Genomic DNA, 14,350 nt, shown 5'->3' on the forward strand with positions numbered 1-14,350 from the left:
TTTAGTGGTTCTCCATAGGCGTAGCGTTCTTGCCGCGCAGCACGATGTCGAAGCGATAGCACAGCGCCCATTCGGGCTGGGTGTTCTCGAGATCGAACGAGGAAACCATTCGCGCCCGCGCTTTCTCGTCCGGCACCGAGTTGAAGATCGGGTCGAACGGAAACAAGGGATCGTTCGGGAAATACATCTGCGTCACGAGGCGCGTGACGAAGGAATAGCCGAACACCGAGAGATGAATGTGCGCGGGGCGCCAGGCGTTGTGGTGATTGCCCCAGGGATACGCGCCGGGCTTGATGGTGACGAAGCGATAATAGCCGGAAGCATCGCTCAAAGTGCGGCCCGCACCGGTGAAATTCGGATCGAGCGGCGCCGGATGCTGATCGCGGACGTGAACATAGCGGCCGCAGGAATTGGCCTGCCAGATCTCGATCAATGAGTTTGGCACGCCGCGGCCGTCCTCGTCGCGCACATGGCCATGCACGATGATGCGCTCGCCGAGCGGCTCGCCGCTGTGCTGGGTGGTGAGGTCGTTGTCGCCATCGCGCACGGTCTCGTGGCCGTAGACCGGGCCGGTCAGCTCCGACAAGGTGTGGCGCATCGGAATCAAGGGCTTGCTCGGCGCGCGCTTGATCGAGCTCTTGTATTCGGGCGACAGCGGCAGCGGATGCGCCTTGTTGCTGTCCGGGGGATAGATGAATGTCATGGCGAACTCCTCCCAGGCCGTTTTCGGTCCGGCCGGTCAACGCTTCGCCGATCACTATAGGACATAACTAATTTGGGGAAGCGGGTTTCGCGGCTTCCCGAAGCTGTCGTTCCGGGGCAGCCCGCAGGGCTGAACCCGGAATCTCGAGATCCCGGGTCGGTGCAAGTGCACCGCCCGGGATGACGGGACGCTACGCGTCCCGTCAGTTCAACTTCTCGATCGCAACCGCGACGCCCTGGCCGACGCCGACGCACATGGTGGCCAGCGCCAGCTTGCCACCGCGCTTCTCCATGCCGTGGACGGCGGTGAGCGCGAGGCGCGCGCCGCTCATGCCGAGTGGATGGCCGAGGGCGATGGCGCCGCCATGCGGATTGACGTAATCAGCATCGTCGGCAACGCCGAGCTGGCGCATGCAGGCGATGCCCTGCGAGGCGAAGGCTTCGTTCAGCTCGATCAGGTCGAAATCGCTGATCTTCTTGCCGAGTCGTTCCATCAGCTTGCGGGTGGCCGGCACCGGGCCGATGCCCATGATGCGCGGCGGCACACCGGCCGAGGCAAGCCCGAGAATGCGTGCGCGCGGCGTCAGGCCATGCTTCTTCACCGCGGCTTCCGAGGCGAGGATCATGGCGGCGGCACCGTCATTGACGCCCGAGGCATTGCCGGCCGTCACCGTGCCGGGATTGCGCACGATCGGCTTCAGTTTTGCCAAACCTTCCAGCGTGGTTTCAGGGCGCGGATGTTCGTCCTTGTCGACCGTGATCGGACCGGCTTTGCCGCCGGGAATGGTGATCGGCGTGATTTCTTCCGCGAAATAGCCGGCCGCGATGGCCTTGCCCGCACGCTGCTGCGAGCGGATGGCGAAAGCGTCCTGGTCGGCGCGCGAAACCTGGAATTCCTCGGCGACGTTCTCGCCGGTTTCGGGCATGGCATCGACGCCGTACTGCGCCTTCAGCAGCGGATTGATGAAGCGCCAGCCGATGGTGGTGTCGAAGATTTCGGCGGAGCGCGAGAAAGCTTCCTGCGCCTTGCCCATCACGAAGGGTGCGCGCGTCATCGATTCGACGCCGCCTGCGATGGCGAGCTCGATCTCGCCGGAGCGGATGGCGCGGCCCGCGGCTCCGACTGCATCCAGACCCGAGGCGCAGAGCCGGTTCAGGGTCTGGCCGGGAACCGAATCCGGCAGGCCCGCCAGCAGCAGCGCCATGCGCGCGACGTTGCGGTTATCCTCTCCGGCCTGGTTGGCGCAGCCGAAGAACACTTCGTCCACCTGCGCCCAATCGAGATTGGGGTGCTTTGCCATCAACGCCTTGATGGGGGTAGCGGCCAGATCGTCGGCGCGCACCTTGGCGAGCGAGCCTCCGAAACGGCCGATCGGGGTCCGCACGGCATCGCAGATAAAGACGTCACGCATCGTTGTTCTCCCTGAATGCCGCGGTCCGGCCAAATTCTTCAATGTCGGCGGAGTTTTAGGAGGGCGCCCGCGGCAGGTCAATTGACTGATGCGCGCGTGTTCCGAAGGGGCCGCACGCCGCAAGCGCATGCCACCGTGCGGACAACGTGGAAAACCTCGTCTCTCCGGCCAAAGCGATAGGAGCAAGGGGCGAAATTTTGTAGGTTGCGCCGCCCATGACGATGCAACAGCCAATACCTGTCCCGCCCCCCGACAACACGCCCGCGCCGCAGGCCGAAGCCGCCGCGCGCGTCACGCCGATGATGGAACAGTACCTTGAGATCAAGGCGGCGCATCAGGGCTTGCTGCTGTTCTACCGGATGGGCGACTTTTACGAGCTGTTCTTCGAGGACGCCGAGATCGCCTCGAAAACGCTCGGCATCGTCCTGACCAAGCGTGGCAAGCACCAGGGCGCGGATATCCCGATGTGCGGCGTGCCGGTCGAGCGCTCCGAGGATTATCTGCATCGCCTGATCAGCGCCGGCCACCGGGTCGCGGTCTGCGAGCAGACCGAGGATCCCGCTGCAGCCAAGGCGCGCGGCAACAAGAGCGTGGTGCGGCGCGGCGTGGTGCGGCTGGTGACGCCGGGCACGCTGACCGAGGACACGCTGCTCGACGCGCGCGCCAACAATTACCTGCTGGCGATCGCACGTGCCCGCTCCTCCGCCGGCGGCGACCGCTTCGGCCTCGCCTGGATCGACATTTCGACCGCCGAGTTCATGGTGACCGAAGCTTCCGGCGGCGACCTCGCCGCGACGCTGGCGCGGATCAATCCGAACGAGGCGATCGTCACCGACGCGCTCTACAACGACAGCGAGCTCGGACAGACCCTGCGCGAGCTGCCGGCCGTGACGCCGCTGACACGCGATGTCTTCGACGGCGCGACCGCCGAGAAGCGGCTGTGCGACTACTTCGCCGTCGCGACCATGGACGGGCTCTCCCAGCTGACGCGCTTGGAGGCCACCGCCGCGGCCGCGGCCGTCACCTATGTCGACCGCACGCAGGTCGGCAAGCATCCGCCGCTGTCGCCGCCCGCGCGCGAGGCCTCGGGCGCGACCATGGCGATCGACCCGGCCACCCGCGCCAATCTCGAGCTGACGCGGACGCTGGCCGGCGAGCGCCGCGGCTCGCTGCTTGACGCCATCGACCGCACGGTGACCTCCGCCGGCTCTCGCCTGCTGGCGCAGCGGCTGGCGGCGCCGCTGACCGACGCGCCGGCGATCGCGCGGCGGCTCGACGCGGTCAGCGCCTTCGTTGCCGATTCCGCGGCACGCGAGGACATCCGCAGCATCTTGCGCGGCGCACCCGACATGTCGCGCGCATTGGCTCGGCTCTCGGTCGGCCGCGGCGGACCGCGCGACCTTGCCGGCATCCGCGACGGCATCATCGCCGCCGACCAGGTGCTGACGCGACTCTCCGAACTGGACGAGCCGCCGCAGGAGATCGTGGCCGTGATGGCGGCGCTGCAACGACCGTCGCGCGAACTCGCATCCGAATTTGCCCGTGCGCTCGACGAGCAGCTGCCCCTGATCAAGCGCGACGGCGGCTTCGTTCGTCCCGGCTTTGAACCCGCCCTCGACGAGGCGCGGAACCTGCGCGACGCCTCACGCCTCGTGGTGGCCTCGATGCAGGCGCGCTACGCCGACGCGACCTCCGTCAAGGCTCTGAAGATCCGGCACAACAACGTGCTCGGCTATTTCGTCGAGGTCACGGCCCAGCACGGCGACAAGCTGATGTCGCCGCCGCTGAACGCCACCTTCATCCATCGCCAGACGCTGGCCGGGCAAGTGCGCTTCACCACCTCCGAGCTCGGCGAGATCGAAGCCAAGATCGCCAATGCGGGCGACCGTGCGCTCGGCCTCGAGCTCGAGATCTTCGAAAGGCTCTGTGCGAGAGCGCTCGAGATCAGCGACGATCTGCGCGCCGCGGCGCAAGGCTTTGCGCTGCTCGACGTCGCGACGTCGCTGGCCAAGCTCGCGGTCGACGAGAACTATGTGCGGCCCGAGGTCGATGGCTCGCTCAGCTTTGCGATCGAGGCCGGCCGCCATCCCGTGGTCGAGCAGGCCCTGAAGCGCAACGGCGAGCCGTTCATCGCCAATGCCTGCGACCTGTCGCCTGCGCCAGCGCAGAAGTCCGGTCAGCTCTGGCTGCTGACCGGCCCCAACATGGCGGGTAAATCGACCTTCCTGCGCCAGAACGCGCTGATCGCCTTGATGGCTCAGATCGGCAGCTTCGTGCCGGCGACGCGCGCGCGGATCGGCATCGTCGACCGCCTGTTCTCGCGCGTCGGCGCCGCCGACGATCTGGCCCGCGGCCGCTCCACCTTCATGGTGGAGATGGTCGAGACCGCGGCGATCCTGAATCAGGCCGGCGAACGCTCGCTCGTCATTCTCGACGAGATCGGCCGCGGCACCGCGACCTTCGACGGCCTCTCGATCGCCTGGGCCGCGATCGAGCATCTGCACGAGAGCAACCGCTGCCGCACATTGTTCGCCACGCATTATCACGAGCTGACCGCGCTCTCGGCAAAACTGCCGCGGATGTTCAACGCCACCGTGCGCGTCAAGGAATGGCAGGGCAACGTCGTGTTCCTGCACGAGGTGCTGCCGGGCTCGGCCGATCGCTCCTACGGCATCCAGGTGGCGAAACTCGCCGGCCTGCCGCCGGCGGTGATCACACGCGCCAAATCCGTGCTCTCTAAGCTGGAGGCGCAGGACCGCGGCCAGACCGCGCGCGCGCTGGTGGACGACCTGCCGCTGTTCGCAGTCCCCTCCCGCGCCGCCGCGGAAGCCGCGCCGCCGAGCGAGGCCGAGTTGCTGATGGAAGCGGTGAAGGCGCTGCACCCCGACGAGATGTCGCCGCGGGAAGCGCTCGACGCGCTATATGCGTTGAAGGCGAGGCTGCCGAAGCCGTAAATGAGACCGTCATTCCGGGATGGTCCGAAGGGATCGCGAAGCGACCCTGAGGACCAGACCTCAGGTGCGCGATTGCGCACCGGGGAATCTCGAGATTCTCAGGTGCGCAATTGCGCACCGTAGTTCACCTCTTCGAGTCGCCCCGGAATGAGAGTGTGGTTGGCGCCTACCCCCGCGCCGCGATCGCCGCCGCCTCAGCGGCCGCGCGCTGCATGCTGGTCGACATCTCGTTCGTCACCGTGCTCTGCTCCTCGATCGCCGCGGCGGTGGACGTGACGTACTCGCTGACATTGTTGATCGCCTGCTTGATCGAACCGAGCGCGCTGACGACGTCGCCGGAGATGCTGTTGAGGCTGCCGATCTCCTCGCCGATCTTGTCGGTAGCCTGCTTGGCCTGGTTGGCGAGGCTCTTGACTTCGGAAGCGACCACCGCGAAGCCGCGGCCAGCCTCGCCGGCGCGGGCCGACTCGATCGTGGCGTTGAGCGCGAGCAGGTTGATCTGTCCCGTGATGTTGTTGATCATCTCGACGATGCCGCTCATCGCCTGCGCGGCTTCGGTGAGGCGCTGGGCCTGCGCATCAGCGGAGGAGACCTGATCGACCGCGCTCATCGCGGTTTCGCGGGATTTGGTCATCGCCTCGGAGATCTCCCGCACCGAGGCATTGAGCTCCTCCGAGCCGGCGGCGACCGATTCCATCATGCCGCGGACGCGCTCATTGCCCATGCGGACCAGCACCTGTTTCGTGGTGTCGGTGGCGTATTTCACCACCTTGAACGGCTTGCCGTTGAGATCGAGGATCGGGTTGTACGAGGCCTGGATGTAGACCTCCTTGCCGCCCTTGCCGATGCGTTTGTATTCCGCCGCCTGATACTGGCCGCGATTGAGCGCGGCCCAGAACTCGCGATAGGCGACACCATCGCGCTCCGAGGGATCGACGAACATGCTGTGATGCTTGCCCTTGATCTCGGCCAGCGAATAGCCGAGCGCGCCGAGGAAGTTGGCGTTGGCGGTGATGATCGAGCCGTCCATGTTGAACTCGATCACCGCCTGGGCCTTGTCGATCGCAGCGATCTGGCCGGCGAGATCGGCGTTCTTCAGCTTCTCGGCGGTGACGTCGGTGGCGAATTTGACGATGCCGAACGGCTTGCCGCTTTCGTCGAGCAGCGGATTGTAGGAGGCGAGGATCCAGACCTCACGGCCGCCCTTGGCGATGCGCTTGAACTCGCCCGCCTGGTATTCGCCGCGGTTGAGCGCGGCCCAGAACTCGCGATAGGCCGGGCTGTTTCGTTCGGCCTCGGCCACGAACAGGCTGTGCTGCTTGCCCTTGATCTCGTCGAGCGAATAGCCGAGCGCCTTGCAGAAGTTCTCGTTGGCCGAAACGATGGTGCCGTCGAGATTGAACTCGATGACGGCCTGGGCGCGGCTGATGGCAGCGATCTTGGAGGCGTCCGTCATGCTCCGGATCTTCTTCGCGGTGATGTCGGTCGCAATCTTGGCGACCATCACCGTCTTGCCGTTGCCGTCGAGCACCGGATTGTAGGATGCTTCGATCCAGACCTCGTGGCCGTCTTTCGCGATCCGCTTGAACTCGCGCGCCTGATACTCGCCACGGTTCAATGCAGCCCAGAACGCCTTGTACTCGGTGGTATCGCGCTGGTCGGCCGGCACGAACATGGAGTGATGCTTGCCCTGAATCTCCTCGAGCCGATAGCCGAGGGCGTCGAGAAAGTTCTTGTTCGCCGTGATGATCGAGCCATCGAGATTGAATTCGATCATGGCCTGCGAACGGCCGATGGCGTCGAGCCGTGCCTGTGCATCACTGTGGGACTTGCGACCGAACATCAAGGAATCTCCATCTCGAAATAGCGTGGACGGCTCGTAGGGGAAGTAACAGTTGCAGCGGCACAGCCGTATTCAAATCGACAATTCCCGCGCGTCCCTGCACTCTGATGCAGCTCGGACGAGTTCGCGCTCACGGCAGCGGACGCGGGTACGCTGGTTTATTCGTAGATGAAAAGCGCGAATAAAGTTCTAATAGACCTGTCGGAAATCGGCTGGAGCCAGCGCGATTCTGTGCGCGTCGAAGATCAACGGCAATCACGGCTGCGATTTGAAATGACGCATCTCGATCAATGGCTTGTGCGTACGCCGCGCTGTGCTCGACATTTCTGGGCCAGCGTTTGCGCGACGCGATGACGCTCCGCTCCGTAGTCTCACGGAGACCGCGCCTTCCGCATGACGCGTCCACGCTGCCACAGCGTCAAGTTCCACAGCACGCAGCTTGCAAGCGCAACAGAAAGACCAGTCGCCGATCCGAATTGCGCCACCGCAATGTGCATGATGGCGATCGCCATGCCGAAGCCGAGCAATCCCCAGGCGGAGTTGGCAAGCACCGCGGCCGTCGGCGGGCCGCCGATGCGCGGGTGCAGGATCACCATCATGCTGGTGAACACGACCGGGAACAGCGCGATGATACCGCTGATCCGCGGGCCGACCCATCCTGAAGTCGAGACCACAAGGGCGACCAGGGTCGCAACCAGCGCAGCCCGCATCGGAATGTCATACCAGCGGCGCGTCACCAGCGGCATTTTCACATGGCGATAGCTTGCCAGGAGCGGGATGCAGATTCCGAACGCGATCAGGTTGGCAGCAAGCCCCGCGGCGAGCGACCAGTCGAACCGGCGGATGATCGATGCAAGCACGATCCAGACCGCGACGGCGCTTCCACAACTCACCAGAAGGCTATGTCGCTGCGCCAGCACCACGTAGGTGAGCGCGAGGACGATCGTCGCAGCATTCACCGGCAGGCTCGCCAGCGCACCTTGCGCGATGAAGGCGGCGTCATGATCGATCGCGAGGAAGACGTAGGAGGGACCGGCCGACACCGGCAGGGTCGCAACCAGCGCGCCGATCACAGGCCCTGCGCGTTCGGCGATGATCGACGCCGACACCACGAACGCCGCCGCGATCGCCATGCGCAGGAGCAGGAAGAGGATGAAGTGGAGATCGAGGGACATTTTTTCTTCTTACCCTCCCCTGGAGGAGGAGGGTCGCTGTGCATAGTTCGAAGCGAACTGCGCAGCGGGGGGTGATCTCTCGACACGAACAGTGTGCGACGTGGAGAGATCACCCCACCCCGCTCGCGCTGCGCGCGATCGACCCTCCCCCTCCAGGGGAGGGTAAGAGAGTCAGATCCGCTGCATCGACACCGACACCTTCGGGCCGTTCTTGATGGTCTGATAGACCACGCAATAGCGCTCGGTGAGCTTGAGCAGCAGGTCGAGCTTGTCCTGCGGCGCGTCAGTGTCGACTTCGAAGCGCAGGCGAATCTCGGCGAAGCCGACCGGGGTCTCCTTGTCGATGCCGAGCGTGCCGCGGAAGTCGAGATCGCCCTCGGCGTAGACGTTGCCGGTCCTGAGCGGAACCTCGATCGCAGTCGCGACCGACTTCAGCGTGACGCCGGCACAGGCGACCAGCGCTTCCAGTAGCATGTCGCCGGAGCAGAGCTCGAGGCCGGAACCGCCGGTGCCCGGATGCAGACCCGCCATTGCTATGGCGCGGCCGGTCTCGACCTTGCAGGCGATGCCTTCGCCATCGGTGGAGCCCTTGGCCTTCAGCGTGATCAGCGCGGCCTTTGGATCGGTCTTGTAGCGCTCCTTGATCGGGGCCTGCATCTGGCGCAGTTGGACAGCGTCCATCTTTTTCTCTCCCGGCATGTCGTTCTCACGAGTGGTATAGAAGGCGGCCGGTTTCGTGTCAGCTCATGATTGATGGGATCTGCCATGAGCGACCGGAATCGAGCCAAAAACAAACGTATTTTCATGATGTTACGCTTGAATTCACGAGCAGCGCCACAGACCGTCCGATCTGCATGATCGAGCTCATTGGTCACTGGCTTGCGAATGTCTCGTGACAGCGCCTGTCACCTCTTATATCCGGAGAGACATGGACAGCATCGCGACTGAGCAGAAGGCCGGGGTGGACGATCGTTTCGACACCGCGCGGATCACCGCCGCGGTCGATGCGCTTGCCGAAAAGCATCAGGGACGCGAGGACGCTTTCCGCACGGCGATGGCGCAACTGCTCAAGGCGGAACTCATCGCGGCACGCGCCGCCGCACAGGCGATCCTGCTGAAGGACCGCCACGGCCGGCGCTGCGCCGAGCGGCTCTGCCACGTGCAGGACGAGATCATCCGCATCCTGTATTCGGCGGCGACCCGCCATCTGTACCGCTCGCCGATCCCGAGCGGCGCCGAGCGCATGGCGGTGGTGGCGACCGGCGGCTACGGCCGCGGCCTGATGGCGCCGGAATCGGACATCGATCTGCTCTTCATCCTGCCTTACAAGCAGACCGCCTGGGGCGAGCAGGTCGCCGAAGCGATCCTCTATTGCCTCTGGGACATGGGGCTGAAGGTCGGTCACGCCACGCGCTCGGTCGACGAATCGATCCGGCAGGCGCGCGGCGATATGACGATCCGCACCGCGATTCTCGAGACGCGCTTCCTCACCGGCGACAAGCCGCTCTATGAGGAGCTGGTCGAGCGCTTCGACAAGGAAGTCGTGCAGGGCACCGCTTCTGAATTCGTCACCGCAAAGCTCGCCGAACGCGAGGAGCGACACCGCCGCGGCGGCCAGTCGCGCTATCTGGTCGAGCCCAACGTCAAGGACGGCAAGGGAGCCTTGCGCGACCTGCACACGCTGTTCTGGATCGCCAAGTACGTCTACCGCGTCCGCGATACGAATGAGCTGGTCGTGCGTGGCGTGTTCGACGCGCAGGAATATCGCACATTCCGCCGCTGCGCCGACTTCCTCTGGTCGGTCCGCTGCAATCTGCATTTCTACTGCAACCGCGCCGAAGAGCGCCTCTCCTTCGACCTCCAGCGCGAGATCGCGGTCCGGCTCGGCTACACCTCGCATCCCGGCATGCAGGACGTCGAGCGCTTCATGAAGCACTACTTCCTGGTCGCCAAGGAGGTCGGCAACCTCACCGCCATCCTCTGCGCCAAGCTCGAGGACCAGCAGGCCAAGCCCGCTCCGGTGCTGAGCCGGATGATGGCGCGCTTGCGACCGACCGCGGCGAAGCGGCGTGTCCCCGACAGCGGCGACTTCATCGTCGACAACAACCGCATCAACGTCGCCGCGCCCGACGTCTTCAAGCACGATCCGGTCAACCTGATTCGCATCTTCCGCCTCGCGCAGAAGAACAACCTCGCCTTCCACCCGGATGCGATGCGCGACGTGACGCGGTCGCTTGGCCTGATCAACGCGCAGCTCCGCGAGAATCCCGAGGCCAACCGGCTGTTCATGGAGATCCTGACCTCCGAAAACGCGGAGATCGTGCTGCGGCGGATGAACGAGACCGGCGTGCTCGGCCACTTTATCCGCGCTTTCGGCAAGATCGTCTCGATGATGCAGTTCAACATGTATCATCACTACACGGTCGACGAGCACTTGATCCGCTGCATCGGCTTCCTCCAGGACATCGAGCGCGGCGGCATCGAGGAGTTCGCGCTCGCCAGCGATCTCATGCGCAAGACCCGGCCCGAGCACCGCGCGGTGATCTACATCGCGACATTGCTGCACGACGTCGCCAAGGGGCGGCCCGAGGATCACTCGATCGCCGGCGCGAAGGTGGCCCGGCGGCTCTGCCCGCGGCTCGGCTTCAGCCCTGCCGACACCGAGCTCGTGGCGTGGCTGATCGAGGAGCATCTGACGATGTCCACGGTCGCGCAGTCGCGCGACCTCTCGGACCGCAAGACCATCGAGAATTTCGCCGCCGTGGTGCAGTCGGTCGAGCAGATGAAGCTCCTGACCATCCTGACCACGGCCGACATCCGCGGCGTCGGCCCGGGCGTGTGGAACGGTTGGAAGGCGCAGCTTTTGCGCTCTCTGTATTATGAGACCGAACCGGTGCTCACAGGCGGGTTCTCGGAGGTCGACCGAGGAAAGCGCCTTGCGGCCGCGCACGCCGAATTCCGCATGGCCTTTGCCGAATGGCCGAAGGACGAACTCGACGCCTATATCGGCCGGCACTATCCCGCCTACTGGCTCAAAGTCGAGCTGCCGCGCAAGATCCGCCACGCCCGCTTTGTCCGCTCCAGCGAGCAGGCCGGCCACAAGCTGGCGATCAATGTCGGCTTCGACGAGGTGCGCGGCGTCACCGAGCTGACGATCTTTGCCGCCGACCATCCCTGGCTGCTGTCGATCATCGCGGGCGCCTGTGCCTCGGCCGGCGCCAACATCGTCGACGCCCAGATCTACACCACGACCGACGGCCGCGCGCTCGACACGATCTCGATCTCCCGGGAATACGACCGCGACGAGGACGAGGGTCGGCGGGCCACGCGCATTGGCGAGATGATCGAGGACGTGCTGGAAGGCAAGCTGCGCCTGCCCGAAGCCGTGGCGCGGCGCACCGTGCGCAGCAAGGCGAAGCCCTTCGTGATCGAGCCGGAAGTGACCATCAACAATCAGTGGTCCGACCGTTACACCGTGATCGAGGTCTCCGGCCTCGACCGGCCCGGCCTGCTCTACGAGCTGACCACGTCCATCTCCAAGCTCAATCTCAACATCGCCTCGGCTCATGTCGCCACCTTCGGCGAGCGCGCGCGCGACGTGTTCTACGTCACCGACCTCCTGGGCGCACAGATCAACGCCCCGACGCGGCAAGCCGCAATCAAGAGCGCGCTGACCCATGTCATGGCCGGCGACAAGGCGGTGCAGCCGGCTGCGTGACTCTCGCCGTCATTCCGGGGAATGCGCAGCATCGAACTCAGGTGCGCACTTGCGCACCCGAGAGTCTCGAGATTCCGGGTTCGCGCTTCGCGCGCCCCGGAATGACGACGGGGAGAGATTGGCGCGTTATCCTTTCACACCTCCACCCCCTCATGCCGCAGCAGCCAGCGCTTGCGCTCCAGGCCGCCGCCGTACTTCACCAGCGAGCCATCCGCGCCGATCAGGCGGTGACAGGGCAGCACCACGCTGATCGGGTTGGAGCCGTTGGCATGGCCGACCGCGCGAACGGCCTTGGGCATGCCGATCCTTGCGGCGAGCGCGCCGTAGCTCAGCGTGGTACCCGCCGGGATTTGCGCAAGCGCGGTCCAGACCTTCTGTTGGAACCGCGTGCCGGCGATGCGCCACGCGATGGCCGAGAGCTGGCCGAGTTCGCCTTCGAAATAGCCCGACAACGCCGTCCGCATATCCGCAGGCGCAGGCTGATTTCTCAGATCCACGGCGCCGTAATGCAGGCGCAACAGCTCGCGCATGCGATGCTCGTAATCCTCCCAGTCGAGCGCGCGTAGCGCGCCGTCGACATCGGTCACGAGCAGCGCGATCCCGATCGGCGTCATCAGGCGATCGAGGCCGAGGCTTACGGACGGGTTGGTTGATCGAGCGGGCATCGCGGCACCAGGCAATCGAAACACACCCATCGCACTTGCCATGCCGGCCGTGCTAACGTCCACCCGAAAGCTGACGCTTTTGGGGGGAGCTCACCTTGATCCTGATCGCCAATGTGCTGGTGGCGCTGGTCGCGGCACTGCACGTCTTCTTCCTGATCCTGGAGATGTTTCTCTGGGACAGGCCGCTGGGCCTGAAGGTGTTTCGGAATTCGCCGGAGAAGGCCGAGATCACGAAAGTGCTGGCCGCCAATCAGGGCCTCTACAACGGCTTCCTCGCTGCCGGCCTGGTCTGGGGGCTTGCGCATGGTAACCCGACCTTAGCATTCCAGATCAAGGTGTTCTTCCTCCTCTGCGTGATCGTGGCCGGTGCTTATGGCGCGGCGACCGTCAGCACGCGGATTCTGATGGTGCAGGCGCTGCCGGCGGCAGTCGCGCTGGTTGCGTTGTTCCTGGCCTGAGACGCTACGGCGCAGCGCCGCCATCCTTGCGCAGCGGCAAACCTTCCTCCACAATCTTCGGCAGCGATGGCGACCGTTGCAATCAACGGAGAAAGACCGTCGGCCGATAATTCCGTCAGGAGGAACGACCCAACATGAACAATCGCAGAGCCTTCATAGCTGCCGCGGCGGCGCTCGCCGTCGCGGTCTCCACCAGCCAGGCCCTCGCCCAGAAGAAGTACGATACCGGCGCAACCGACACCGAGATCAAGATCGGCCAGACCGTGCCGTTCTCCGGCGCCTATTCCGTCTACGCCAATATCGGCAAGACCCAGGCCGCCTATTTCAAGATGATCAACGATCAGGGCGGCATCAACGGCCGCAAGATCAACCTGATCCAATATGACGACGCCTATTCGCCGCCGAAGACCGTCGAGCAAGTGCGCAAGCTCGTCGAAGGCGACGAAGTGCTGTTCACCTTTCAGCTGATCGGCACCGCGGCGAACGCGGCCGTGCAGAAGTACCTCAACGGCAAGAAGGTCCCGCAACTCCTTGCCTCGACCGGCGCCGCGCGCTTCAACGATCCGCAGAACTATCGCTGGACCATCGCCTACAATCCCAACTACGTGTCCGAGGGGCGAATCTACGCCAAGTACATTCTCAAGGAACATCCCAACGCCAAGATCGGCGTGCTCTACCAGAACGACGATATGGGCCGGGACTATCTGGCGGGCCTCAAGAGCGGCCTCGGCGACAAGGCCGCCAGCATGATCGTCGGCGAGGTCTCCTATGAAGTCACCGACCCGACCGTCGATTCGCAGGTGGTCAAGCTGAAGTCGATGGGGGTCGATCTGTTCTTTGACGCCTCGACGCCAAAATTCGCGGCGCAGGCGATCAAGAAGCTTGCCGATCTCGGCTGGACCCCGGTGCACATCCTCGACATCAACGCGAGCCCGGTGTCGGCAACGCTGAAGCCGGCCGGCCTCGATATCTCCAAGGGCATCATCTCGACCAATTACGGCAAGGATCCTGGCGATCCCCAGTGGAAGGACGATCCGGGCGTGAAGGCCTTCTTCGCCTTCATGGACAAGTATTTCCCGGAGGGCGACAAGCTCAACACCATCAACACCTATGCCTATTCGGTGGCCGAGCTGCTGGTGCAGGTCTTGAAGCAATGCGGCGACGATCTGACGCGCGAGAACGTCATGAAGCAGGTCGCCAACATCAAGGGCTACACGCCGAGCCTGGCGCTGCCCGGCATCAAGATCACCACCGGGCCGGACGACTATCGCGTCAACAAGCAGATGCAAATGATGAAGTTCAACGGCGAGCGCTGGGAGCTGTTCGGACCGATCATCGAGGACACGGGCCCGTCGGGTTAGGACGCAGCTGCCTCTGCGACGTCGTGCCCGGGCTTGTCCCGGGCATCCACGTTCTTGGGCCA

General features: G+C 64.7%; 10 protein-coding genes. 4 read left to right on the plus strand and 6 right to left on the minus strand.

Going from position 1 to position 14,350, the window contains the following annotated elements; all coding sequences use genetic code 11:
• Nucleotide 1: 1 nt before the first annotated feature.
• Both pcaH and pcaF read right to left on the minus strand, forming a co-directional pair.
• Nucleotides 2–703, minus strand: coding sequence for a protocatechuate 3,4-dioxygenase subunit beta (gene pcaH, locus ABIG06_RS10920; protein ID WP_124160232.1), 702 nt, complete (start codon nt 701–703; stop codon nt 2–4).
• A 202-nt stretch (nt 704–905) separates the two neighbouring features.
• Nucleotides 906–2,114, minus strand: coding sequence for a 3-oxoadipyl-CoA thiolase (gene pcaF / locus ABIG06_RS10925; RefSeq protein WP_124160231.1), 1,209 nt, complete (start codon nt 2,112–2,114; stop codon nt 906–908).
• A gap of 215 nt (nt 2,115–2,329) precedes the next feature.
• Here pcaF and mutS point away from each other — a divergent pair, with 215 nt between their 5' ends.
• Nucleotides 2,330–5,068 (plus strand): DNA mismatch repair protein MutS, encoded by a 2,739-nt coding sequence (gene mutS / locus ABIG06_RS10930; protein WP_370136351.1) that lies wholly within the window; start codon nt 2,330–2,332, stop codon nt 5,066–5,068.
• A 166-nt stretch (nt 5,069–5,234) separates the two neighbouring features.
• Here the strand turns inward: mutS and ABIG06_RS10935 are convergent, their stop codons facing one another.
• From ABIG06_RS10935 to ABIG06_RS10945, 3 genes are all read right to left on the minus strand, one after another.
• Entirely contained in the window at nt 5,235–6,911 is a 1,677-nt protein-coding gene (locus tag ABIG06_RS10935) for a methyl-accepting chemotaxis protein (protein WP_370136353.1), read from the minus strand.
• A gap of 371 nt (nt 6,912–7,282) precedes the next feature.
• Nucleotides 7,283–8,086, minus strand: a complete 804-nt coding sequence (locus tag ABIG06_RS10940; protein ID WP_370136356.1) for a hypothetical protein — start codon at nt 8,084–8,086, stop codon at nt 7,283–7,285.
• 171 nt (nt 8,087–8,257) lie between these two features.
• Nucleotides 8,258–8,767, minus strand: coding sequence for an OsmC family protein (locus ABIG06_RS10945; RefSeq protein ID WP_124160227.1), 510 nt, complete (start codon nt 8,765–8,767; stop codon nt 8,258–8,260).
• Nucleotides 8,768–9,014: 247 nt separating this feature from the next.
• Between ABIG06_RS10945 and ABIG06_RS10950 the strand changes: the two genes are divergently transcribed.
• The gene (locus ABIG06_RS10950) at nt 9,015–11,804 is read left to right on the plus strand and encodes a [protein-PII] uridylyltransferase (RefSeq protein ID WP_370136357.1); all 2,790 of its coding nucleotides are present in this window, start codon (nt 9,015–9,017) and stop codon (nt 11,802–11,804) included.
• A 134-nt stretch (nt 11,805–11,938) separates the two neighbouring features.
• Here ABIG06_RS10950 and ABIG06_RS10955 read toward each other — a convergent pair whose 3' ends face one another.
• A complete protein-coding gene (locus ABIG06_RS10955) occupies nt 11,939–12,469 on the minus strand; it encodes a methylated-DNA--[protein]-cysteine S-methyltransferase (RefSeq protein ID WP_370136358.1) in 531 nt (176 codons plus the stop codon).
• Nucleotides 12,470–12,570: 101 nt separating this feature from the next.
• On the opposite strand from ABIG06_RS10955, the gene ABIG06_RS10960 reads away from it, so the two are divergent.
• On the plus strand, nt 12,571–12,927 hold the full coding sequence (locus tag ABIG06_RS10960) for a DUF1304 domain-containing protein (protein ID WP_199751492.1): 357 nt from the start codon (nt 12,571–12,573) through the stop codon (nt 12,925–12,927).
• Between the two features lie 134 nt (nt 12,928–13,061).
• The gene (locus tag ABIG06_RS10965) at nt 13,062–14,288 is read left to right on the plus strand and encodes an ABC transporter substrate-binding protein (RefSeq protein WP_124160224.1); all 1,227 of its coding nucleotides are present in this window, start codon (nt 13,062–13,064) and stop codon (nt 14,286–14,288) included.
• Nucleotides 14,289–14,350: the final 62 nt, after the last annotated feature.

It is taken from the genome of Bradyrhizobium sp. USDA 326 (assembly GCF_049739485.1).
Taxonomy (GTDB): domain Bacteria; phylum Pseudomonadota; class Alphaproteobacteria; order Rhizobiales; family Xanthobacteraceae; genus Bradyrhizobium.

Coding starts and splice junctions, on each gene's coding strand:
- ABIG06_RS10955 (WP_370136358.1), bottom strand. CDS start 12,469: ATGCCCGCTCGATCAACCAACCCGTCCGTAAGCCTCGGCCTCGATCGC.
- ABIG06_RS10965 (WP_124160224.1), top strand. CDS start 13,062: ATGAACAATCGCAGAGCCTTCATAGCTGCCGCGGCGGCGCTCGCCGTC.
- mutS (WP_370136351.1), top strand. CDS start 2,330: ATGACGATGCAACAGCCAATACCTGTCCCGCCCCCCGACAACACGCCC.
- ABIG06_RS10940 (WP_370136356.1), bottom strand. CDS start 8,086: ATGTCCCTCGATCTCCACTTCATCCTCTTCCTGCTCCTGCGCATGGCG.
- ABIG06_RS10935 (WP_370136353.1), bottom strand. CDS start 6,911: ATGTTCGGTCGCAAGTCCCACAGTGATGCACAGGCACGGCTCGACGCC.
- ABIG06_RS10950 (WP_370136357.1), top strand. CDS start 9,015: ATGGACAGCATCGCGACTGAGCAGAAGGCCGGGGTGGACGATCGTTTC.
- pcaF (WP_124160231.1), bottom strand. CDS start 2,114: ATGCGTGACGTCTTTATCTGCGATGCCGTGCGGACCCCGATCGGCCGT.
- pcaH (WP_124160232.1), bottom strand. CDS start 703: ATGACATTCATCTATCCCCCGGACAGCAACAAGGCGCATCCGCTGCCG.
- ABIG06_RS10945 (WP_124160227.1), bottom strand. CDS start 8,767: ATGGACGCTGTCCAACTGCGCCAGATGCAGGCCCCGATCAAGGAGCGC.